The 22,442-nt window shown below is 56.4% G+C and carries 18 protein-coding genes and 1 pseudogene; 16 read left to right on the top strand and 3 right to left on the bottom strand.

From position 1 onward, the window contains the following. Window positions 1-10 precede the first annotated feature (10 nt). Together NK8_RS40915 and NK8_RS40920 are read left to right on the top strand one after the other, a co-directional pair. Complete coding sequence (locus NK8_RS40915) at window positions 11-1,333, top strand: MFS transporter (protein ID WP_213234689.1); 1,323 nt, start codon at window positions 11-13, stop codon at window positions 1,331-1,333. A 108-nt stretch (window positions 1,334-1,441) separates the two neighbouring features. Then, window positions 1,442-2,302 (top strand): IclR family transcriptional regulator, encoded by an 861-nt coding sequence (locus NK8_RS40920; RefSeq protein WP_213234690.1) that lies wholly within the window; start codon window positions 1,442-1,444, stop codon window positions 2,300-2,302. Window positions 2,303-2,365: 63 nt separating this feature from the next. On the opposite strand, the gene NK8_RS40925 is transcribed toward NK8_RS40920, so the two are convergent. Together NK8_RS40925 and NK8_RS40930 are read right to left on the bottom strand one after the other, a co-directional pair. After that, a complete protein-coding gene (locus NK8_RS40925; RefSeq protein ID WP_225936705.1) occupies window positions 2,366-3,409 on the bottom strand; it encodes an AraC family transcriptional regulator in 1,044 nt (347 codons plus the stop codon). Window positions 3,410-3,728: 319 nt separating this feature from the next. Next, window positions 3,729-5,255: a methyl-accepting chemotaxis protein gene (locus tag NK8_RS40930; protein WP_213234691.1), complete on the bottom strand. Its 1,527-nt coding sequence runs from the start codon at window positions 5,253-5,255 to the stop codon at window positions 3,729-3,731. A 495-nt stretch (window positions 5,256-5,750) separates the two neighbouring features. Between NK8_RS40930 and NK8_RS40935 the strand changes: the two genes are divergently transcribed. From NK8_RS40935 to NK8_RS40985, 11 genes and pseudogenes are all read left to right on the top strand, one after another. After that, window positions 5,751-6,863: a porin gene (locus tag NK8_RS40935; RefSeq protein ID WP_213234692.1), complete on the top strand. Its 1,113-nt coding sequence runs from the start codon at window positions 5,751-5,753 to the stop codon at window positions 6,861-6,863. Window positions 6,864-7,266: 403 nt separating this feature from the next. Further along, window positions 7,267-7,581, top strand: a complete 315-nt coding sequence (locus NK8_RS40940) for a non-heme iron oxygenase ferredoxin subunit (RefSeq protein ID WP_213234677.1) — start codon at window positions 7,267-7,269, stop codon at window positions 7,579-7,581. 1 nt (window position 7,582) lies between these two features. Then, the gene (locus NK8_RS40945; RefSeq protein ID WP_061165321.1) at window positions 7,583-7,894 is read left to right on the top strand and encodes a recombinase-like helix-turn-helix domain-containing protein; all 312 of its coding nucleotides are present in this window, start codon (window positions 7,583-7,585) and stop codon (window positions 7,892-7,894) included. Between the two features lie 47 nt (window positions 7,895-7,941). Then, entirely contained in the window at window positions 7,942-9,024 is a 1,083-nt protein-coding gene (locus tag NK8_RS40950; RefSeq protein WP_213234693.1) for an aromatic ring-hydroxylating dioxygenase subunit alpha, read from the top strand. A 106-nt stretch (window positions 9,025-9,130) separates the two neighbouring features. Continuing rightward, on the top strand, window positions 9,131-10,816 hold the full coding sequence (locus NK8_RS40955) for a thiamine pyrophosphate-binding protein (RefSeq protein ID WP_213234694.1): 1,686 nt from the start codon (window positions 9,131-9,133) through the stop codon (window positions 10,814-10,816). Window positions 10,817-10,872: 56 nt separating this feature from the next. Continuing rightward, entirely contained in the window at window positions 10,873-11,844 is a 972-nt protein-coding gene (locus tag NK8_RS40960) for a VOC family protein (protein ID WP_213234695.1), read from the top strand. Between the two features lie 198 nt (window positions 11,845-12,042). Then, entirely contained in the window at window positions 12,043-14,373 is a 2,331-nt protein-coding gene (locus tag NK8_RS40965; RefSeq protein ID WP_213234696.1) for a xanthine dehydrogenase family protein molybdopterin-binding subunit, read from the top strand. Further along, a complete protein-coding gene (locus tag NK8_RS40970; RefSeq protein ID WP_213234697.1) occupies window positions 14,360-15,238 on the top strand; it encodes a xanthine dehydrogenase family protein subunit M in 879 nt (292 codons plus the stop codon). The genes NK8_RS40965 and NK8_RS40970 overlap by 14 nt, the downstream gene beginning before the upstream one ends. Then, window positions 15,238-15,714: a (2Fe-2S)-binding protein gene (locus tag NK8_RS40975; protein ID WP_213234698.1), complete on the top strand. Its 477-nt coding sequence runs from the start codon at window positions 15,238-15,240 to the stop codon at window positions 15,712-15,714. Before NK8_RS40970 ends, NK8_RS40975 begins: the two co-directional genes overlap by 1 nt. Continuing rightward, a complete protein-coding gene (locus NK8_RS40980) occupies window positions 15,704-16,498 on the top strand; it encodes a CoxG family protein (protein WP_213234699.1) in 795 nt (264 codons plus the stop codon). Before NK8_RS40975 ends, NK8_RS40980 begins: the two co-directional genes overlap by 11 nt. Before the next feature lie 338 nt (window positions 16,499-16,836). Further along, window positions 16,837-18,034 (top strand): annotated as a pseudogene (locus NK8_RS40985) (amino acid aminotransferase). 425 nt (window positions 18,035-18,459) lie between these two features. Here the strand turns inward: NK8_RS40985 and NK8_RS40990 are convergent. Continuing rightward, entirely contained in the window at window positions 18,460-19,086 is a 627-nt protein-coding gene (locus NK8_RS40990) for a hypothetical protein (protein ID WP_213234700.1), read from the bottom strand. 801 nt (window positions 19,087-19,887) lie between these two features. On the opposite strand from NK8_RS40990, the gene NK8_RS40995 reads away from it, so the two are divergent. From NK8_RS40995 to NK8_RS41005, 3 genes are all read left to right on the top strand, one after another. Then, window positions 19,888-20,931 (top strand): porin, encoded by a 1,044-nt coding sequence (locus tag NK8_RS40995; protein WP_213234701.1) that lies wholly within the window; start codon window positions 19,888-19,890, stop codon window positions 20,929-20,931. 52 nt (window positions 20,932-20,983) lie between these two features. Beyond that, window positions 20,984-21,322, top strand: coding sequence for a BON domain-containing protein (locus NK8_RS41000; protein WP_213234702.1), 339 nt, complete (start codon window positions 20,984-20,986; stop codon window positions 21,320-21,322). A 107-nt stretch (window positions 21,323-21,429) separates the two neighbouring features. Further along, window positions 21,430-22,338, top strand: a complete 909-nt coding sequence (locus NK8_RS41005; protein ID WP_213234703.1) for a LysR family transcriptional regulator — start codon at window positions 21,430-21,432, stop codon at window positions 22,336-22,338. The last annotated feature ends 104 nt before the right edge of the window (window positions 22,339-22,442 follow it).

Here is a 22,442-nt window from a genome sequence, read left to right on the forward strand (position 1 = left end):
CAGACGATAAATGCACGCAAAAGCTAGTACAACTGCCACCGAAACACCTGGCGATAAAGGCAAACCGCTCAGTCTCGACCATTTCAAAGTGCTAGCGTTGGCTTCCATGGGCGGATTGCTAGAGTACTACGAGTTCACAGTCTTTATCTTTCTTACCCCGTTTACGAGTCGATTGTTTTTTCCTGCATCCAGTCCCGAATGGCTTCGCGAGCTCGAAACGTTGACAATATTTGCCTCGGGGTACCTCACGCGCCCGCTTGGGGGAATATGGCTCGCAAGCCTCGGGGATAAACTGGGTCGGAAAAAAATGTTCGCGGTAAGTGTGCTACTGATGGCAGCCCCAACCCTTGCCGTCGGATTACTTCCTGTATATGCACAGATCGGAGTCTGCGCGCCGCTTGGCCTGCTTGCATGTCGCCTGTTGCAAGGTGCGGCGCTAGGTGGCGAACTGCCAACGGCTATGGTGTTCGTGTCGGAGCACGTGCCGGAGCGTCGTTTGGGGCTTGCATTTGGCGTTCTAGGGACGGGCGTCGTGCTTGGATTTGTCTTGGCGTCCGGCGTCATTACTATGCTACTTCATCACATGGGTGCGGAAGCGTTCCAAGTGAGGGGGTGGCGCGTGCCGTTCATCCTCGGCGGTGCTTTCGGTCTTGCTTCTGCCTTCCTTCGACGCTACGTTAACGAGACGCCCGTATTCCGAGATCTATCGGCGCGGAGACACCTCGTAAGAGGGACGCCGTTCCGGCAGCTTTTTAAACGGTATAAAGCTGAGACGATTCTATGCCTGCTGTTGAGCATTGCACCAGGCGTAATCGTCCCAGGGGTCCATCTGTTTCCAGCTATCTACCTTCAAACTTCCTTACATTACGATGCCAGAATAGTCAACGACGCTTTGTTTTGGTTGCAAGTCACGATGCTCGTCAGCGGAATCGTTGGTGGCCTGGCCGTCGATATTTTGGGCTGGCGCTCCGTAATCGTTACGACCTTTCTCGCATTAATTTTGACGCTTTTCGGTTTTTACCGATTTGTCACGCCCGACAGTTTGCACCTTTGGTTTTGCGCGCTCGGTCTTTTTTTGTCGGGCTCGATTATGCTTTATAACCCGCTTGTCGCAAGCTTTCCGGCCCAGGTGCGAATGACGGGGATTGCCAGTGTCTATAACGTCGGTGCCGCTGTTTTTGGTGGGACAACGCCGATTGTCATGCAGATTTTGGCACGGTACAGCAAATGGGGGCTCCCGCTCTATCCTGCAGCCGCAGCAACGGTTGCAATTGTGGTAACACCGCTCCTTTGGAGAATGAGGAAGCCAGTCGGTCCTGACGAGGCGACCTAAATACACATCTTCGGCGATTGGAGCGACCGTGACAAGGGGTGGCCGATAAATTACACTAGGAGTTCATAGACATGCCAGCCCAGAGCGCGCGACCGAGAGCGAACGAGTATGACGAGGGATATTGACGAAGATGCCGGCTTGGATGGCAGAAGCGGTCCGTACTTCGTGCCTGGACTTGACCGGGGGTTGCGTATATTGATGGAATTCTCGCCGCGCGAGCCGGTGCTTGGCGCACCGGAGCTAGCGAGGCGGTTAGAAATTCCTCGGACGACTGTCTTTCGCTTGCTGCAAACGCTGGAATCGCTCGGTTTTCTCGAGCGCGCTGACAAAGACAAAAGCTATCGATTGGGCGTTGCCGTGTTGCGCCTCGGATTCGAGTATCTGAGCTCCCTAGAGTTGACAGACTTCGGCGCTCCTATTATCGAGCGGCTGAGAGATGAGACCGGTTTAACCAGTCACATTGTAATTCGCGACGGGCGAGACATTGTGTTCGTTGCCAAGGCTCAAAGCTACGAATCTGGTTTCTCGTCGGTTCGGGTTCATGTCGGCACCAGACTTCCCGCTTACGCAACCGTACACGGCCGCCTTCTTATGAGCGGGCTAACTTTTAAAGAACTGAAGGCTCTCTTTCCCGAATCAAGGCTTCAACAATACACTGACCGTACTCCGCAGACGGTCACCCAGTTGTATAAGTTGATCCAGGAGGATATCCAACGCGGATTCGTGGTCAGCGAATCGTCGTTTGAACGCGGAATCTCGGTTGTTACCGCTCCCGTTCGGGACGATGTTGGACAAGTTACCGCAGTCATCACTGTAACTATTCCGCGAGCGGAGATTACGCCCCGAGAGCTTGCAAGCGGCCTCGTCGAGAAGGTTAGAGCGGCGGCAGACGAACTGTCGCTGCGGCTGAATTACCGTCCGGAGGCCATCTCCAAACCTTCGCGCTATTTAAAGTCTCTCGGACTTTGAGGGCCCTGGATTGTCTGAACGGGATTTGACGCCTCCAATTCAAGTGTCCACAAATCTTCGCAATTAAAATGGATAGCCGGTCAGGTCGCGCATATCGGTTGCAGTCTTGCCATATTTCATCGGAGGCATACCTGCCCATCTGCGAAAAGCGCGAGTGAAGGCTTTCTCTGACGAATATCCGACGTTGTGAGCCACCTCCATTAGCCGAGCTTTGCCGTGCATCAATTGCCCGGCGGCTAGATACATGCGATAAGCAGTCAAGTGCGCGATTGGAGTTTCTCCAACAAGTTCAAGGAACCGCGCGCTGAACCGCGACCGGGACATACCCGCCTCGGCGGCAAGATCGTCGACGGTCCAGGGACGGCTCGGTTGCCGATGAATCAGAGCCATCGCTTTGACGAGATGCGTATCGGTCATTGCTCGAAGCCAACCGGCGTCGCGCGCGGCGGTATTGGTTAGGTACGCGCGCAATAAATGAATGAACAGTACGTCGGCAAGTCGCGAAGCAGCCATTGCCCATCCAGGCTGGCAGCTCATGGACTCTTCAATGAAGCTCGTAAGCGTAGTTTTCAGCCACGGGGGAACGGCAGGGTCCCCCGAATGGATGTGAATTAGAGGAGGCAGGACCGACAAAAACGGATTCCGGCGAGTCTCCCGGAATCCGACAATGCTCGTGTAGATGTCGCTTACAGGTCCGTTTCCACCTGCACGGACGGTCAGCGGCGTGTTCACCCTCGGGTGTACATCGTTCTCACGCAAGAGCGTTGCCAATGGGATAGCCGGGATGTCAAGCGACGAACACAACGTATGTTGATGGCCGTGCGGCAGCAGGACAAAATCGCCCTCTTGCACAAAGACCGGATGCATGCCTTCAACGACCAAGTAGAACGGGTTACCAGTACACATTCGGAAGGGAACGCCTGGGACGGCCGGCTTCACAAAAGCCCATGGCGCGGAGAGCGTAAATCTACCGGTGACGACCGTGTCTGACCGCAGGTCAGACAGTGCCTTACTCAGAAGGTCCATATGCCATTCCCCGTCCGGGTGCTGCGGATCGGGCAAGCTGATACCGATAGACGGGTCCTTCGTATCGGACGGTGGCTGCATCCCCATGGCTCTCCTCTACGCTCTGGATGACTGGTCGCCGCACTGGGCCGCCTGCTTTTCTTGGAACAACCGCGACAGGAACTGCGGCCCAAGTGTGTTGCGGCGTGCTCGGTCCGGGAAGCGTTCCGATCTGTTCCAAATATAAAACGCCGGATTTTATTCGGTCATTATATTGCGGAGAAGCAAGTAAAAAATAATAAATAGCGCCTGAGGGGGATAACCCCCCAGTTGTAGTCAGGGTGTGTTGCAGTCCGTCGCAAAAGGGTTGCTTTTCGTATCAAGATAGATCAAATACACGTGAAGCGCTTGATACAAAACATCAGCGAAAGACAGCAGCCGTTGACTCAAGCGCGCGAGCTTGGACAGCAAGAGCTTCCGTTGCAGCAGTCGTCTGTTCGACTAACGCGGCGTTTCTCTGCGTATCTTCGTCAATCTGGCCGAGCCGATGATGAATCTCGTCGAGAGAGGCGCTTTGCTGCTTGCTGCCGCCAGAGACTTCGCTCATCAGATCTCCGACGGTATCGACCGCTCGCGCAAGGTCCTTGATGACGAGATGCGCCACGTCGACGCGGGTTTGGCCCTCTTTCGCTCGCTGCAATGACTGCTGGATTAGCGTGCCGATGTCCGCGGTTGCTTCGGAAGCACTGGCAGCGAGCCTGCGGACTTCCTGCGCCACCACACTGAATCCGCGTCCGTGCTCGCCAGCCCTTGCCGCTTCAACCGCGGCATTCAACGCGAGAAGATTGGTTTGAGCGGCGATCGCTTGTATCGCTTTGGTAACTTCCTTCATCTGGTCCGCACCGCGAGCGATGTCGGCCATGCATTCAACAACGGATTCCACCGCTCGCAGGCCGCGGAGCGATCCCTCAGTCGCGGTTTTCGCAACTGTTGCAGCGTTCTCGGCATGACCGGTTGTGCTGCCGACGAGTTCAACCAGCCGACCCAGAGTGGCCGTAATTTCGGCTGTCGCCGCAGCTTGTCGTTCGGTCCGACCGGAGAGATCCATGTTGCCTTCGGATAGCTGATCGATCGACGTCGTCATCTCGGATAGTTCGGCCCGCAACTCAGACACCATGGATACGAGACTTTCCCGGGTAAGGTTCAACGCGTTTGTCAGCGGGTCTCCGGCAACGGCGACTGCGTTGCTGGCCTTATATGACAACTCTCCCGATGCTATCAGGTGCAACTGTGTCTCGCAGTCAACCAGCGGCTTTCGCATCCGCTTGCGCAGAAGCGCTACTGCCGTCAATGAGAATGCTGACGATGACAGAAGGAGGGCGTGGAGCATACCGGCGCTTAGATGACTGCCATTCGCCTCGAAGAGAAGAACCGTGGCGCTCGTCATCAGCGCGGGTAAGGCGGCGATTCCAAGGAGGGCGGCGAGGTCCTGAGTTACTCGGAAAACGTTGAACGGTTTGGCCCAACTTTTGTACACAAGTCGCCCACAGTTAATCCCCACTATCGCGCCGGGTGTCGCTAGACGTCGATGCAACCTCAGCGCAGCCGCAATTTCAGTCTCCGTTGCGCCCGTCCTTACCGTCGTTGTGCCTACGATGCGGCCCCCCTCATACCATGGGGACATGCTGGTACGCGTAAAAAGGACGGTTCCGTCCCGACGCCGCATCCCTAAGATGCCTTCCCACCGCACGCCCCTTGAAAGAGTCGCGCCAATGTCCCTGAGCACCTCTTTCGGCGTGTCGGGATCGAGGTATCGCATGTAACCCGATCCCACCACATCGTCAACCGAATAACCAGCCGCCCGGGCAAACGAAGCGTTCGCGTAAAGTATGGATGTCTTGTTTGACCGGGTAATCATGTATTGCGCATGCTTCGGGCTACTGTTCACGGATGCTCCTCATATTCAATGCACTGAACGATAAAATGTAAGAGAAAGTCGTATAAATCGGTCCGACCGTTAATCCGGAATCCTATTAAATAGCGGATTGTTGGCGCTCGCTCGCGCTACCTACCGCCAGACCGCACGATGAGAGTGCTCCTATTAGCGGCACTTCCGTGCAGACCTTTAGGCCCGGGAACACTGGTGACATGTCGCAGCCCATTTCCATCATTCGGTGAAGTTATTTGCTTGCGAACGCAAGTGGGCGTGGCATACAGGAGTTAAAAGCAATAGTCTGCACCTCCAGAGAAAAAAAGACTCTAAGAAACTAAACGTGGATTCATGGTGCCCTGAACCGACTTGACAAGGAAGATCACAGTAAGCGAGACATATTTTCTTATAGAAGTCACCAGCTTGACATGCATATTTTGAGGATACCTAATGCGGTTGCTTTAATGTTCGGAGATCCCGTGACGCCAAGCCTTGGCTAGACGCGTCTGGTCGATGGATGCGTTGCACGGCAGACAAACAATTTATGAGGCTCCATTGAGAAACATTCTGATAGGTGTTTGCACAGCAGTGTCTTGCTGTCCCGCGCTGGCACAATCAAACGTCTCGCTGTACGGCAGCCAGGACGTTGGCATTGGATACTTCAACAATGTTGGTGGATCCAGCAAGTGGACCACAGTCAACACGATGTCCCCTGATAGGTTCGGGCTAGTTGGACAAGAGGACTTAGGCGGCGGTTTGAAAACCGTTTTCCGGTTGGAAAACGGCTTCTATACAACCACAGGCGCCATGGCGTTGCCGGGAACGATCTTCAACCGCCAGGCGTACGTTGGGCTTACGAAGGAGCGGCTCGGAACCATTACTCTCGGGCGTCAGACTCCGTTCAACTTTGACTGGTTGGGCCCGCTGAGCACCGCCTATAACGCGGCCGACTGGTATATGTTTCACCCAGGAAACATCGATGAGCTCGCCGCGACCAGTAATGTGCAGTATTCGAACAGTTTGAAGTTCACGACTTCAAACTACGGCGGGCTAACGGCTGGCGCGATGCTGGGGCTGGGCAATACCGCAAACTTCGGATTCGGCCGTAACCTTAGTGTAGGCATCAACTTCGAGCGTGGTCCGCTACGAGCTAGTGCTGTCTATTCTGATGAGCATAATCGATCTGTCTTGGTCTCGACGACGGGGCTTTCCATGTTTCAAGGCCAGCCTGCATCAAGTTACATGGCGGACCGCATCGAGAACATGGGAGCAGGCGCGACGTACAACGTTGTAGACACGCTCACGCTGCACGCCTTGTACACAAGGACCAAACTGACAAGCGGACAGCGCTCCGACGTTTATCAAACCATCGACGGAGGTGCAACGTACCGTCTGACCCCGGCATACTCGATTGCAGCAGGTGCCTTCACGACGACGCTGGCGGGCATGCGCTGGACCGAATACACAGTGGGAAGCGTCTACGCCCTTTCTAAGGCGACTCAGCTTTATGCGGATGCGCTCCTCGAAAAGGCGTCTGGTGGCGCGAAAGCTGCAATTTTCACAGTTGGACCATCTTCCAATGGCACTCAGCTCGGTGTGATTGCCGGACTGCACCACTCTTTTTAAAGCGGGGAGGTCAGGTGAGAACAGGAGGGCGACAGCTCGCTATCCCTCTTTCCAATCGATTGTCGCAGGTCGTTTATTTCAGCAGTTCTGGCCGGCGACCTGAGCCCCATGTGTCCTGCGTGTCCTTCTGGAAGGCGGGTCAGTGAGAAGGAATTGGACCGCGCCGGCCGATCGTCCGCGTGGTTGCACCGCGTACGCATTCGAGTTCGCAGAGCTGAGGGAAAGGTTTTGAGCTTCTCAGCAACCCTTACGAGAGTAACGGTGCCGTCTGCCAAAAATTGATATAGGGGCTTTCCCTGAATCTGCTAGTTTTGTTTTTGAGGCACAGATTTGCTTCCCTATAATGTCCATATGCAAGTTGATGTTTCATATGCGGAACACGACGGTTCCTTAGGATCACATAATGGATGAACAGTGGCAAAGCGTTGGGCGCATAGATCAGATCGCTGAGGACGCGCCGATTGAATTCAAGGGGTGTGGCGTAGAGGTGGGCGTCTTCAAGGTCGGAGAAAGCCTCTACGCCATTGAGAACGTATGCCCGCATGCGTATGCGTTGCTGACACAGGGCTTTGTTGATGGAGACACGGTCGAGTGCCCCTTGCACGAAGCGGTCTTCCACATCCCGACCGGAAAGTGTTTGAAAGAGCCCGGGGGACGCGATCTGAAGATGTACGCGGTGCGTCTTGCCGGTGAAGAAATCCAGATCAAGGTGGAGTGACATGTCGGAAGTGACCGTGAACTTTAATCCGTTCCTCAAGCCATGGCTGGCACCGCAGCCGAATAACGTTGCAGGCAAGGGCGTGATCGAGCGGCCCGGCCAAGTTGAGAATTTCCCATGGCAGGCGCGTAAGGCGGAGCCGACGCAGTACGAGAACGACTTCGGTGACGCGCTAGAGAAAGTCTTCGCCGACGGCGCGTTGCAACTGCACGAAGTCAGCGACGGGTTGAATCGCGTCGGCTTTCGCACGCCGCACGGTGGTCTGTGGACACCCGAGACGCTGGCTGCCGAGCTGCACGCGCTGGCCGAATAAGCGCTCGGCTCTTCACCCTTTAACAAATTAGTCTCCCGGAGTTTTGCATGTCGTCCCCCGTCGATCGGAATTCTCAAGAAGTCGATGCCGCCCAAGCGCTGGTCAAGCGCGGGCTACGGAACTACTGGTACCCAGTCTCGCCCAGCTGGCGAGTGGGCAACGCGCCGGTCGGCGTGACGCGGCTGAGCGAGCAGATCGTTCTGTGGCGCGACCAACAAGGCAAGGTGCACGCACTGGAAGACCGTTGCCCGCATCGGGGCGCACGTCTTTCGCTGGGCTGGAATCTTGGTACCAGCGTCGCATGCTGGTACCACGGCGTCGAGGTGAACGGGCAAGGGACGGTGACCAATGTGCCGGCGGTTGCGGATTGCCCGTTGGAGGGCCGCAAGTGCGTGAAGTCGTATCCGGTAGAGGAGCGTGCTGGCGCAATTTTCTTGTGGTTCGGAGATGAGGCTCACCAAGATCCGGCGCCATTGGAGTTGCCCGAAGAGTTGGCATCGGAGGAGTATTCCAGTTTTCTATGCGTCGGCAACTGGAAGGTGAACTACCAGTACGTGATCGACAACGTCATGGACCCGATGCATGGTGCTTATCTGCATTCGGTGTCGCACTCGATGGCAGACGGCGACAAGCGCGCAGAGATGCGGGTGAGGAAGACCGAACGAGGTTTGATGTTTGAGAAGGTCGGGCAGCGCGATGTGAACTTCGATTGGGTCGAATTGGGCGAGACGGGCAATTTGTGGATGCGCTTGGCGATTCCGTATGCCAAGAAGTTCGGCCCGGGTGGCAGCTTCGGCATCGTGGCAATGGCCACGCCGGTTGACGAAGACAATAGCCAGTGTTTCTTCTGGCGCACGCGCAAGGTCTCAGGTTGGGAGCGAGACGCGTGGCGCTTTCTGTATCGCAACCGCCTCGAGGGCCTGCACTGGAACGTGCTGGAGCAAGACCGTTCCATTCTTGAGGGCCTCGCGCCAAACGCAGTAGATCACGAGTTCCTTTATCAGCACGACGTAGGCATTACGCGCGTACGCCGTTTGATGAAACAACGCGCGCAGCAGCAGCTTGAAGATCTGCAGGCGCTCGGCGGTAACACGGAAACTTCTAACGCAACGACGGGAAGCTCGACTTGAAGTGCGGCATCGGCTTCAGGCCCACCAATCGATTTTTTCTTAGCTACGAGCCTGTCGTCGTACACGACGGGCAGCCATATTGATGTTTCTGGAGGCGTTGCGCGACATGTCTAGTAAAACTACCGTTGGCGATGTGATCGCCGCTTTTCTCGAGCAGTGCGGCGTGCAAACGGCGTTCGGCGTGATTTCGATTCACAACATGCCGATGCTTGATGCGATTGGTCGACGGGGCAAGATTCGATTTGTTGGCGCACGAGGCGAGGCGGGCGCGGTGAATATGGCCGACGGTCTGGCTCGCGTCTCAGGTCAGCTCGGCGTAGCGTTTTCGAGCACGGGTACGGGCGCAGGCAACCCTGCTGGTGCGATGGTTGAGGCACTGACTGCGGGCACGCCACTGCTGCACCTTACCGGTCAGATCGAGGCGCAGTACCTGGATCGCAACTGTGGCTATATTCATGAGGTGCCGCGTCAGTTGGAGATGCTCGCGGCGATCTCGAAGGCCGCCTACCGCGTGCGTAACGCTGAGACAGCACTGGCGACGGTGCGCGAAGCGGTGCGCGTTGCGCAGACAGCGCCGACGGGCCCGGTGAGCGTCGAGATTCCGATCGACATCCAAGGTGCCGAAATCGATTGGCCGGCCGATCTTAGCGCACCGCAAATCACTACGCCCGCACATAACAGCGCGCAGGTCGAGCGACTCGCCGATGCGCTTGCTAGTGCCAAGCGGCCGTTGCTGTGGCTTGGTTCCGGAGCGCGCCACGCAACGCGTCAAGTCGAGCGGCTAGTCGCGCTGGGTTTTGGCGTGGTGACAAGTGTGCATGGACGCGGCGTGCTGCCTGAAGACCACCCGATGTCGCTCGGCGCTTTCAATGCACACGCTGCGGTGGAGAAGTTCTACCAAACGTGCGACGCGGTGGTGGTAGTCGGCTCCCGTCTGCGTGGTAACGAGACGATGAAATTCAAGCTGGCCCTGCCCAAGCCCCTCTACCGGATTGATGCAGATGTGCTCGCGGAGAACCGCTCCTACCCGAGCGAGTTGTTCGTGCATGGCGATGCGGCACTAGTGCTCGATGAACTGGCAACTCGGCTGGAGGGCCGCCTTTCGGTAGACGACCGCTTTGCAGCCGATCTTGCCGCAGTTCACGAGGCCGCGGTGGCAGACATGGTCAAGGGTCTTGGACCGTACAAGCCGCTCGTTCAAGCGTTGCAGGCGGTGGCGGGGCGCGACTACAACTGGGTCCGCGACGTGACGATCTCCAACTCATCCTGGGGCAACCGGCTGTTGAAAATCTTCACGCCGCGCGCGAGCGCATATGCGGTCAACGGCGGCATCGGGCAAGGTTTGCAGATGGCAATCGGTGCGGCGGCGGCGAATTCGGCGGCCAAGACGATCTGTATCGTCGGCGACGGCGGGCTGATGTTGAACGTGGGTGAACTTGCCACGGCGGTTCAGGAGAACCTTGATCTGCTGATCGTGCTGATGAACGACCAGCGCTACGGCGTGATCAAGAACATCCAAGACAAACAGTACAACGGACGAAACTACTACGTTGAGTTGAAGCAGCCTGATTTTGGGCAACTGTGCGCGAGCATGGGGGTGAAACATCACCTGTTGACTTCCTTTGACCACGTTCAGCAGGTGCTCGAAGAGGGAATCAAAGAAAGCGGACCCGTGGTTGTCGAAGTCGACATGCTCGCTATCGGTGATTTCGCCACCCCGTTCGCAGGACCCGCTACGAAAAAGCCTGAACCAGTTGATCCCAATCCGGAGAAACTGAGGTTCTACGGCTAGTCGTCCTTTAAGAACTCGCGCGAGGGCCATAGACCCTCGATATTAGGAGTAGCGGCATGACGATTTTAGGCATAGAGCAAATCAAGTACGGCGTGACTGATCTGGCGACATGCAGGTCCTTCTTCAAGGACTGGGGACTGAAGGAAGTGTCTCACGATGAGCGACAGGTTCGCTTTGAAACGCTTAACGGTTGCACGGTCATTGCGGTGGATGCGAACGACCCGTCGCTGCCGCCCGCGTTCGAGGAAGGCTCGACGTTGCGGGAGGTGACGTGGGGCGTGGGCAGCCGTGAAGAACTTGATGCGTTGAGGGGTCGTTTTGAAGGCCAGCCGGCGCACTTCGAATCGGACAATGCCATCGGATGCATTGATCCGACCGGAATGGCGATCCGCATTGAGGTGACACGCAGGCGCGAGGTGGACATCAAGGCTTCGACCTCAAACACGTGGGGCAATGCGACGCGTATTGACACCCCGGGGGTGATCTACGATCACGCGGAGCCTATCGAGGTTGGACACGTCGTGTTATTTACGAACCGGCTGGCCGAGCAGGAAAAGTTCTACCACGAACTGCTTGGGTTCGAGGTTTCCGACCGATATCCGGGGCGCGGCACGTTTATGCGATGTGCGGCCCACGGTGGGCACCACGATCTGTTCATGCTGCAATTGCCAGATGGCAAGCCGGGGCTTAATCACGTCGCGTTCACGGTGCGCGACATCCATGAAGTTTTTGGCGGGGGCTTACATGTGAGTCGCTGCGGCTGGAGCACCAAGCTGGGCCCGGGTCGTCATCCGATTTCCGCTGCGTACTTCTGGTACTTCGAGAACCCGGCTGGCGGGTTGATCGAGTACTACTCGGACGAAGACGTGCTCACGCCCAACTGGCAACCGCGCGAGTTCGAGCCGAGTCCGACCATGTTTGCCGAGTGGGCAATCGATGGCGGACTCGATGGCAACACCCGCCGCCAGAAAAACGCAAAAGCACCCGACGGACGTTTCATGACGGAGAAGGCGCCCGGTAAAGCGTGAACGGCGCACCCTGCGGTGCAACGCTTCAGGACCACGCCTGGGTCTACGCGCCGTACTGACGCGGGACTGTAGATTGGTACGGTCAGCAACCCCAAAGAGTCGGTCGGTGGTTGCAGGCATAGCTACCCGCGGCAAGAATGTCCCGTTACGCATGAAATTCGGTGAAGTAGTCCTGGAAACACGCACTCGGAGTCAGTAATGAAACAATCCACCATTGGCCATGAGACGCCGCAAGTAACTGCGCGAGATAAAGTTACTGGGGTCGCTTTGTATGGCGGTGACCTCAAGATGCCAGGAATGTTGCATCTGAAGGTCCTACGGAGTCCGCATGCCCATGCTCGGATTGTGCGAATCGACACCGAAGCGGCCCGCGCCCTTCCCGGCGTCCACCTGGTTCTGACCGGCGAAGACACGCCGGAGCGTCTCTCCGGCGTCATGCACAAGCAGCACAGGATTCTTGCAACCGGCAAAGTTCGCTTCATCGGGGAAGAGGTGGTGGCGGTCGCTGCTGTCGATGAGGAAACGGCTCGCGATGCACTCGATCTCATACATGTCGAATACGAAGAACTGCCTGCGGTATTGAATCCCGACCATGCGTTGATGCAGGGCACGATCGAGGTTCATCAAGGCACTGGAAATATCGCGCACGAGTATCACATCTGTCAGGGCGACGTGGATAAGGCCTTTGAGACCGCAGCCGCGGTTTATGAGGCAACCTACGAAACGCATTCGCAGTACCCCGGTTATCTTGAACCAATGGCGACAGTTGCCTGGATGGGGGCGAACGACCGGCTCAATGTGTGGACTCCATCTCAAATGCCGTTCCTCCAGCGGATGAGGTTTGCGGAAGCGCTCGATCGTCCTGTCTCTACTATTCGGATCATTCAGGCTACGACGGGCGGAGGGTTCGGCGGGAAAACGGTTGAAGAATGCAATAGTCTTATTTGTGCGTGGGTGGCCACGAAAACCCGTCGGCCTGTTCGGTTCTTGAATAGTCGGCTTGACGATTTTCAGGGGGCTCGAGCGAGCGTTCCGGAGCGTATTTGGCTCAAGATGGGCGTGAGCGCTGACGGCATTATCGTCGCAAAGGATGTTCGTATCATCGCTGAATGCGGAGCGTACGCCGGTCTGGCTCCGGAAGTTCTTCAGGTGTCGGTAATGCGAAGCGACAACATGCACCGCACGCTAAAAAATGTTAGGTCGCACGCTACCTTGGTATATACGAACTGCCCGCCGCGTGGCGCATTCCGAGGCTTCGGTGGTACCCAGATGACCTTCTGCGTGAGCAGCCATTTGAGCGTGCTCGCGGATAAGATTGGGATGGACCCAATTGACCTTCATACGTTAAATGCCGTGCGTTCTGGTGATGTGACCGTTCACGGGTTCGAGGTTGGAAGCAGCGGTCTAAGTGAGTGCCTGGCGCAAGTGCGCACAGCGATGAACTGGGACGAGAAAAGGCGCCGTCCGAAAGGAGCCGGAGCGAAACGTCGAGGCATCGGTATGGGTGCTGCGATACACGTGAGTGGAAATCGAGCAATGGGTAACTGGGACGGCTCCACGATTGCGCTTAAGATTAATCCGGACGGCCGAGTGATGCTGTACACAGGCGAGGCCGACATCGGACAAGGCGCCAACACAATGCTGGCCCAAATATGTTCGCATGAGTTGTCGATTCCCATCGACCACGTCACTGTGATGCCGCTCGATACGGACTCCTCGCCATACGGGCTCGGTTCAGTCGCTTCGCGAGTCACAGTCAACGGCGGCATGGCAGCAATAAAAGCCTCGAAAGAGGCCTTAGGCAAACTACTTGCCCTGGCAGCGGACAAACTGGGCGTGCCGGAAAGCGAGCTGACGTTCGAAAACGGCGAGGTCTTTAGTGAGTCGGCAGGTACGACCGGCGCCGAACGGGCGCGGATCTCGTATGGCGACTTGGCCCGGATGCACATCTACCGCCATGGCGGTGAGGGGCTGCAGGTTACCTCAACTTATGACCCTCCGACTGTGATGGCGAACTCGCAGCAGTACGGTAACGTCGCGCCTGCCTATTCGTTCGCCGCGCAAGGCGTCGAGGTCGAAGTGGACATTGAGACCGGCAAGGTTTCGATCGTCGACACCTACATTTCTGATGACTGCGGCAAAGCGCTAAACCCGCTTGCCGTGCACGGCCAGAGCTGTGGGGCCGTGACTCAGGGGATCGGCTGGACCCTGTATGAACAATTGCACTACCAAGATTGCCGTCTTATGAACGGAAATTTTGCTGATTACACAATGCCGACCGCGGATTCAATTCCTGAGATTCGCTCAGGGATCGTGGAATCAAATGATCCAAATGGTCCCTACGGTGCAAAAGGGGCAAGCGAGACGGCGATCGTTCCTGGTGCCGGTGCCATAGCGAACGCGGTGTATGACGCCGTTGGGGTCCGCATCAACAGTTTACCTATCACGCCAGAGAAAGTCCTTGCAGGGCTCGCTGAACTGGCGAAACTCAAAGTGATCGAGACGGAGCCGGAACATGCGGGAATTTGAGTACCTAGAACCCGCGTCGGTTCAAGAGGCATGCCACATGCTGGCCGATCACCAAGACGATTGTCGGATGATCGCCGGCGGAACAGCGCTGATGCTAGCTATGCGCCAGAGAATGCTAAGTCCCGCATACCTCATCTCTCTTGGGCGGCTTCGTAAGCTTAGGGGTATATCGTACGACCCCCAGGCCGGACTGCGCGTGGGCGCATTGTCGCTGCATGCAGATATCGCGAACTCGAAGCTGGTTCGGGAGAAATACCCAATGCTTTCGGACATGGCTAGTCATGTCGCAAATCCGCAGGTGCGCAACCAGGGAACAATCGGGGGCAACTTATGTTATGCAGATCCAGCGACCGACCCACCAAGTTGCTTAATGGCCCTTGATGCTCGCATTCTGTTGGAGGGCGTCGGCAGGCAGAGAGAAGTCACGGTCGAAGAGTTTCTCGTCGACTACTATACGACTGCACTGGAGCCGGATGAGGTCGTTACAGAGATCCGTATTCCCCCGGTGAAGTTTGCCGCTGGTCGCCATGTGCGGTTTTTGCGTACTGCAGCTGAGCATCGACCGCTCGTGAACGTCGCCATCACTGTCGCAAAGGAGGGAAACCTCTGTCGAGACAGCAGGGTTGTGGTCGGGGCGTCGACACCTGTGCCAACGCGAGGCGTGCGTTGTGAAGCCTTTCTCGAGGGTAAGCCATTCAATGCTGAAGTTGCCGCCGAAGCCGCTGATATCCTTGCCAGCGAAATTCAGCCGATATCTGACATGCGAGGAGCGGGCGACTACCGCCGGCAAATGATCAATGTAATTAGCCGCCGTTCGCTTGAGGGCCTTTTTGAGACTTTAGACGTGACGGAGTCAGTGAACTAGTGAAAACAAAATCGATTGAACTGATAGTGAATGGCCAAACCCACACTGTCGAAACGACAACTCGGCGGCTGCTCTCCGACCTCCTCCGCGACGACTTACATTTGACAGGCACCAAGCGTGGATGCGAGACGGGCGTCTGCGGAGCATGTACGGTCCTGGTGGATGGGGAGGCTGTGAAGTCCTGTTTGAACCTGGCTGTCCAGGCCCACGGCCGTGAGGTCACAACGGTAGAGGGGCTCGCTCAAGACGGTGTGCTCCATCCGCTGCAGGAGGCTTTTATGGAGCACGGCGGGCTTCAATGCGGATATTGCACACCTGGCTTCCTGATGACGGCGTGCGCGATGCTGAACGACAATCCCAACCCCACAGAGGAGCAAGTAAGAGATGGGTTGAACGGGAACCTGTGTCGCTGTACCGGTTATGTCGGAATTGTAGAATCAATATTGGCTGCAGCGGAGAAAATGCGTGGACTTTGAAAAACGGGTTGTCGTTGATGCACCGATTACGGAAGTGTGGGGCCTTCTGCTTGACCCGCAGGTAATGGCGGGATGCGTCCCGGGTACGGAGTCGGTCGAAGTACTGAGTGACACTGAATACTTGGCGACGGTTAAAGTAAAGATCTCGTTCATCTCTGCGAGATTTACTACACGGACTACAGTGTTGGAGACGAGGCCACCGTACTACCTCAAGAGCGAGGGTACTGGAGAGGACTCGAAGGTGGGGAGCTCGCTTAAGCAATCTAGCGAACTGACGCTTGCGGAGTTGCCCGACGAGCGCACCGAAGTGACGATGAAGATAAAGGTCGAAGTCTTTGGACGCCTGGGCAGCTTTGGTTTAACTGTCATGAAGACAAAGGCGGACCGGATGTGGGAAGAGTTCGGTGCGAACCTGAACGCACGTGCGCGGGCGGGGAAAGCGGCGGCCATTGACGTGCCACCGGCGGCTGCAATGACCACCGAGGGTGACCGGTTGTCCCCAAAAGCAGGTGGTAGTTCGTCGACGCGGGATCGCGCCGAAGTCCCTGTTGTTCCAGAAGGGGGCTTATCGACACGTCCGACTACTGTAAGCGGTGTGGAAAAAGCTTCTTGGTGGACGCGATTGATGCCTGGTGCGCGCACGAATGGCGACCTGCAAGCCTTGCAAAGGCTGTCTACCGACATCTATATTGAAGTGCAGAAAGAAGGCACCACCGTTAGAGTGCTTTGGCCCGCGCAGGATTCGCGTGACTGCGTCGCCTGGCTAAAAGACTATTTGAAGTAGCATAGCCATTCCGATACCGATGTCCGCCAGAGAGGTTAGGCTGACGGCAGTGTCGCTGTCCGCGACGCGCAGCTGTGACGGCTTCAGCACAGGTAAGACAGCGCGCGACGCGTCGGTTGGCGATGATCAAAATAGTCGTGACTGCGCCGGCGACGCTCCTAGGCTTGGCATCATTAGATGCTGAGGTCGCTATGCTCTGTTTTTCGCGCGTAATATCCCGATCTGCGACGCTTTGCTCCGGTCGTGTGGGTTGGGATGCCGTGTCTCGGGTGTTGCCGTTAACCGAAAACATGGGCGCGAACCTATCCTTCTGATCCCTCGCGTCCTGATAAGCGACTATATTCGAACATATCGATGCTTACCCCGGCGACCCGATCCTGTCGCTGAACGAAAACTTCCAGAAAGATCCGCGCACCAATAAGGTCAACCTGAGCATCGGCATTTACTTTGACGACGAAGGCCGTCTGCCTGTGATGCAGGCCGTGCGCGAGGCGGAACTGTCGATCCTGAAAGACCTCGGTCCAAAGCCGTATTTGCCGATGGCCGGTTTTGCGCATTATCGCGGCGCCGTGCAGGCGCTCGTGTTCGGCAACGACAGCCCGGCGCGCGCCGATGGCCGCATCGCGAGCGTGCAGACGCTCGGCGGATCGGGCGCGCTGAAGGTCGGCGCGGATTTCATCAAGCGCCACTTTCCGAAGTCGCAAATGTGGGTGAGCGATCCGACGTGGGAACCATCGTTTCATCTTCGAGCGCGTGGGTTTCGAAGTGAACACGTATCCGTATTACGACGAAGCCACCGGCGGACTGCGCTTCGATGCGATGCTCGACGCCATCGACAAGCTGCCCGCGAAGAGCGTCGTGCTGCTGCACGCGTGCTGCCATAACCCGACGGGCGTCGATCTCGATCAGGCGCATTGGGTGAAGATCATCGACGTGCTGCAAAAGCGCGATCTGCTGCCGTTCGTCGATATGGCGTATCAGGGCTTCGGTTCCGGTCTCGACGACGACACGTTCGCCGTGCGCGAACTCGCGCGCCGTGGCGTGCCGGCGTGCATCGCCAATTCGTTCTCGAAGAATTACTCGCTGTACGGCGAGCGCTGCGGCGGCCTGCACGTCATTTGCGACGATGCCGCCGAAGCCGATCGCGTGCTCGGCCAGCTGACGAGCGCGGTGCGCGCGAACTACAGCAATCCGCCGACGCACGGCGCGAAGATCGTCACGCATGTGCTGAACACGCCCGGACTGAAACAGTCGTGGGAAAAGGAACTCGCGTCGATGTGCCAGCGCATCGCGCGTATGCGTCAGGCGATCCACGACGGACTGAAGGATCACGTTCGCGGCGAAATGCTCACGCGTTACATCAAGCAGCGCGGCATGTTCACGTATACGGGCCTGGTCGCGGATCAGGCCGACCGGCTCAAGGAGGAATTCGGCGTGTACATTCTGCGCTCGGGCCGCATGTGCGTCGCGGGCCTGAACGACAGCAACGTGCAGATCGTCGCCGATGCCATCGGCAAGGTGTTGGCCTCAAGGTAAGCCACTATATCGCGAGATAGGACAGCACTTTTCGGCCGCAGTTCGCCATCGCTCTGTGTAGCGGCCTTCCTGTCGATCAGCCCTACAGCTATGGTCATTCACCTCGAGCACCATAATTTGATGATTCTATCGTTCGCGCGACTCTTCACGGCGTTGGGCTTCTCTTTCCAATTGGCCAAGCGACAAAAAGTGAGCAAGGAAACATAATGGCGACCCCCATGGCAGAAAACGGCGGAACAATGAGTCGATTCGCCACGTACTATAGGCCGTTAATGTCCTTGTGGCTGGTTTAATCTAATCCGGAAGGAGGTGTAGTTGAACCAGTCGACGAGCCACCTTCTCATGGAAGCCGTCACACCGACGATTTTCATAGTAGCCATCTCGTCGGAGGTACTACCGATCCAGACTGTCAGAAGAGAATCGGGTTACTTTCCTTTTGTTGCATAGTACGCGCCAAACGAACCTGACGCAGACCCTGTTACCGCGGCGATGATTGCAACCGGAACAAGGAAAGGGGGTGGTACTTTGCCGACAACCTGGAACGCTCCTGCCAAAGCACCAGCTAGGTCAGTGGCTACTATGGTCTCGGCCTGCGTGACTTCGGGATCTTTTAGGTTCTTCCGTACTGCTTTGATACTCAGCGAAGCTATATTCTTAAGCGCTGTCGCCACGTTATCCGAATCTTGCTTCGCGTCTTTCGCCAGTTCTGATATATTCTTGCTTAAATTGTCAAAACTGGACGAAGTGAAAATAACTTCAATAGTTTCGTGTAGGCTTTGAATCTCGTCTTTGTGAATGACATTTGCCGAAACTAGATTATCTGCCAACTTGTGGAGCGAACTCCGTGACGCAGGGTTAACGAATCCTCCCAGAACTTCCCTTATCGCGTCTAACCCTATTTCATGGTTATATCCAGCTCGATTTGCATCAGCTAAGGGCCCTAATTCGAAAACCGGCTTCTTAGCCTCCTCCGAGAAAGCGTCCGAAAGCATAAAAGGCGTAGTAAGTGAAGCAGCGAGAAGGCTTCGTCTCAATCTTTTCGCTTCAGGCATTTGCAGCTCCGATGCTATTGTGAGTGTGCTCTGTTGCTACCCGATTCTGGTCTTCGGATTTGACCCACGTCCGGCGAACTCAGATGTTGTGCGCCGACGCCTCGTGGTGGACCCGCGAAGTGCTGACAAGAGTCACTTGAGTGTAGTGCGCGTTTGTCGGAATGCAACCTGAGTTTGCCGCACAAGCCTCAATGTCTGGCTCTGCCGAAGGAACGGTTCCGTACCACGCAATCGCGCTGCCCGCGTTCTTGGCGGCCGCACATTCTTAATCCTTAACGCCCAGATGTCGTGCGGTGTGCGGAAAAGCGACGCACTAGAGCGGCACCGGTTCGGAGGCATTCGGGCGCCTGTGAGCCTCCGCAAGGCTTCCGAATAACGCGCGGCGGACTCGCAGTACAGTTCGCGTTCAAACGGCACTGCGGACGCCAGTACCCGCGAATGCGTTGCGCGAGCGCAACATGCGACCAAGTGTGATTATCGGCCTACATTCCCGCGTCGCGCCGGTGTCCTTGCGTAAAAGCTCGACGACTGATCGCGCAGGCCATCCTTTGTTCCTGACTTTCCCTAGGTTGGACGACCTGCAACCTCTTCGAATGCTCTGGTGGTTGCCACTACCTTTTCTGCGCCTAAGAATGCTCCGAAACGCACAACACATTGACCATGATGGTCGAGCCCGGCGTGTATTAGTCGGTTCTCATTGTCGCAGGGCGGGCAGACGCGAGAAATAGTCCGACACTGCCAACATGCGCGATGCGTTCGGAGCCGCCAGATAAGGATTACTAACGTAGGCACACTGAAACAATGAAAAGTCCATCCTATTTCGGCATCGCACTTGCCTCCCTGACCCTGATGTCGACAACCGCTATGGCCCAATCATCCGTGACGTTATACGGGATGATGGACCTTGGGGTTCAGTACCTCACGCACACGAACTCGAATCGCGACAGTACCGTTGGGCTCCAGTCAGGAAACACGTATCCGTCCAACTGGGGGTTAATCGGTCGAGAGGACCTCGGCGGAGGGTACTCGGCAATCTTTAGGCTTGAGAATGGCGTCAACCTCGCTAACGGCGCTCAGCAAAGCCCTACGTCGTTCTTCAATCGGAACGCGTACGTCGGAATCGATTCCCCATATGGGACACTGACGCTCGGAAGACAATATAAGATCATGTTCGACATGACCGTGTATTACGACCCGATGTTCATGGCTCAATACTCGTTGCTCTCTGCAGGGTTGATCCCACAAACCAGTGGCGTAGCCAACGCAGTGAAATACAAGTCGCCGACGGTGGCCGGCCTCAGTGGCGAAGCAGCTTACTCATTTGGCCAACAGCAACCCGGCCACATGGCAGCGGGTACGTACATGGCTCTGGGACTAGACTACCAAATCAGGTCGTTCTCGACACGGGTCGTCTACGAGCAGACCCGCGGTAGCTTCGCTACGCCCGTCGACACATCGTCTCAAATCGATAAACGCTTCAGCGCCGCCGCCAAGCTTCGCGTTGGTACGGCAACTTTGTTCGCGGGCTTCCTCAACGTAAACGGTGATTTACATCTCTCGCCGGTCGGGAACATGTATTGGGGCGGCGCCTTCTATCAGGCTACGCCCACAATTGGCCTGTCCGCGTCAGTAGAACACTACCAAACTCGACAAGGCTTAGGCAATCCAAACTGGTTCATCCTCGAAGGCACCTACAATCTGTCTAAGCGAACGTCTCTCTACGCCTTCGCAGGGTATCTAGACGTAAATGGTGGACAGCATTTCACGCTTAACTACCTCGACGCGACGTCGCCAGGAAATCTGAACCAGACCGGTGTCATCCTAGGCATTCGTCACCAGTTCTAGGTAGACGCGAATTGCGCGTGCCCAACCGTTCTCCCCACAATACGAGGTCAAGATGAACAAAACACTCACCCTGATAATTCCTGCGCTGATATGCTTCGTCCTCTCGTCGAACTCCGCATTCGCTCAAGAAACCTCACCCCCGAACGTACCGGCCTCGACGTCCAAAACTGCCGATCGCGCCTTGGCTAAATCCGTGAGGCGCGCGCTGGGAAGAGTAAAGGGGCTCGATCCGACGAGAGTCTACGTCCGAGCGAAATCTGGCTCTGTGACATTGTCCGGCACCGTGCGTGATCAAGCGCAGATCGAATTAGCCGAGAGTACCGCGAAATCCGTCGCCGGAGTCTCATCTGTTAGCAACAAGATGACAATCTTCAACGAAGGTGGCAAGTAGTCCTTCGATGGGGTCCTCAAAGCCGTCTCGGCGTGCTAAGCGCATGCTATTCCTAAGCTAACCGGGCACATTCCGCGGCGAGCAATTATAACTTTCGGGACGGGGAGATGGACCTCATCGAAGCGATGACCATATTCGTGGAGGTTGCAGATACAGAGGGCTTCAATCGAGCGGCAGGAAAGCTAGGCATTTCAAAGTCGGCGGTCACGCGCGCGATCAGTCAGCTTGAAGATCGGTTGAATGTACGGTTGCTACAACGTACAACTCGCCGCGTGTCCCTTACCGAAATCGGCCGCACCTATTTAAATGAGTGCCGCGAAATCCTGAGTCACATCGCCATCACCGAGGCAAACGTTAGCAAGAGAAGCGCCGAGACTAAAGGAGAGATACGCATCGCGGTTTCGACATCCTTTGCTCTAGAGCGGCTTCCGCCGATCATCGCGGGGTATGTCGAGCAGTACCCGGATGTCATTATCCGACTAACGTTGCTTGACCGAGAGATCGACCTCGTAGACGAGGGGTTCGACGTTGCTATAGTGCCAAGCAGGGCCGTCACATCCGAAACGTCGATTGTCAGAATCATTGCGACGTTTTCTAACATTGCCGTCGCGTCACCGGCGTATGTTCGTACCACCGGGTTACGCCTAAACGTACCGCAAGATCTAACGGCGCAGTCGTTCATTGGGCGAATGGTTGATGCGAAAGGAAGAAAGGTCACGTTCGCTGCTCATGACGAAACCCAGACCCTCCACCTAGTCCCGCGTTTTACCGCAAACAATCTTTTGATGGTGCAGCGAATGACCGTCGAAGGGATGGGATTCTCTCTGCTACCTCAGACGCTAATCGAAACGGAGCTAAGGGCAGAGACGTTAGTGCCACTAATGGAAAAATTCGAAGTCTTGGAAGATCAAAGCAACATATGCCTAGCTTATCCCAGCCGAAAGTATCTGCGCGCTGTCACTCGGACGTTTGTTGATTACGTGGTTGGTTGGCCGCTGGCTGGTGGTCAGGCTTAGAAAGAGTGCGGGCTGCACACAGCATATATAAAACGGTCGAACTCGCATCTTCCATGCGTGGCAGGAACGCGGGCGGAGACGAAGATTTCCACGAAGTTTCGGCG

Source organism: Caballeronia sp. NK8 (assembly GCF_018408855.1).
GTDB lineage: Bacteria > Pseudomonadota > Gammaproteobacteria > Burkholderiales > Burkholderiaceae > Caballeronia.

What these genes read in the sequence shown, in the direction of transcription:
- NK8_RS40995 (WP_213234701.1), top strand. Translation starts at nt 19,888, where the DNA reads ATGAAAAGTCCATCCTATTTCGGCATCGCACTTGCCTCCCTGACCCTG.
- NK8_RS40915 (WP_213234689.1), top strand. Translation starts at nt 11, where the DNA reads ATGCACGCAAAAGCTAGTACAACTGCCACCGAAACACCTGGCGATAAA.
- NK8_RS40935 (WP_213234692.1), top strand. Translation starts at nt 5,751, where the DNA reads ATGGATGCGTTGCACGGCAGACAAACAATTTATGAGGCTCCATTGAGA.
- NK8_RS41005 (WP_213234703.1), top strand. Translation starts at nt 21,430, where the DNA reads ATGGACCTCATCGAAGCGATGACCATATTCGTGGAGGTTGCAGATACA.
- NK8_RS40955 (WP_213234694.1), top strand. Translation starts at nt 9,131, where the DNA reads ATGTCTAGTAAAACTACCGTTGGCGATGTGATCGCCGCTTTTCTCGAG.
- NK8_RS40950 (WP_213234693.1), top strand. Translation starts at nt 7,942, where the DNA reads ATGTCGTCCCCCGTCGATCGGAATTCTCAAGAAGTCGATGCCGCCCAA.
- NK8_RS40925 (WP_225936705.1), bottom strand. Translation starts at nt 3,409, where the DNA reads ATGCAGCCACCGTCCGATACGAAGGACCCGTCTATCGGTATCAGCTTG.
- NK8_RS40970 (WP_213234697.1), top strand. Translation starts at nt 14,360, where the DNA reads ATGCGGGAATTTGAGTACCTAGAACCCGCGTCGGTTCAAGAGGCATGC.
- NK8_RS41000 (WP_213234702.1), top strand. Translation starts at nt 20,984, where the DNA reads ATGAACAAAACACTCACCCTGATAATTCCTGCGCTGATATGCTTCGTC.
- NK8_RS40990 (WP_213234700.1), bottom strand. Translation starts at nt 19,086, where the DNA reads ATGCCTGAAGCGAAAAGATTGAGACGAAGCCTTCTCGCTGCTTCACTT.
- NK8_RS40960 (WP_213234695.1), top strand. Translation starts at nt 10,873, where the DNA reads ATGACGATTTTAGGCATAGAGCAAATCAAGTACGGCGTGACTGATCTG.
- NK8_RS40965 (WP_213234696.1), top strand. Translation starts at nt 12,043, where the DNA reads ATGAAACAATCCACCATTGGCCATGAGACGCCGCAAGTAACTGCGCGA.
- NK8_RS40945 (WP_061165321.1), top strand. Translation starts at nt 7,583, where the DNA reads ATGTCGGAAGTGACCGTGAACTTTAATCCGTTCCTCAAGCCATGGCTG.
- NK8_RS40920 (WP_213234690.1), top strand. Translation starts at nt 1,442, where the DNA reads ATGACGAGGGATATTGACGAAGATGCCGGCTTGGATGGCAGAAGCGGT.
- NK8_RS40940 (WP_213234677.1), top strand. Translation starts at nt 7,267, where the DNA reads ATGGATGAACAGTGGCAAAGCGTTGGGCGCATAGATCAGATCGCTGAG.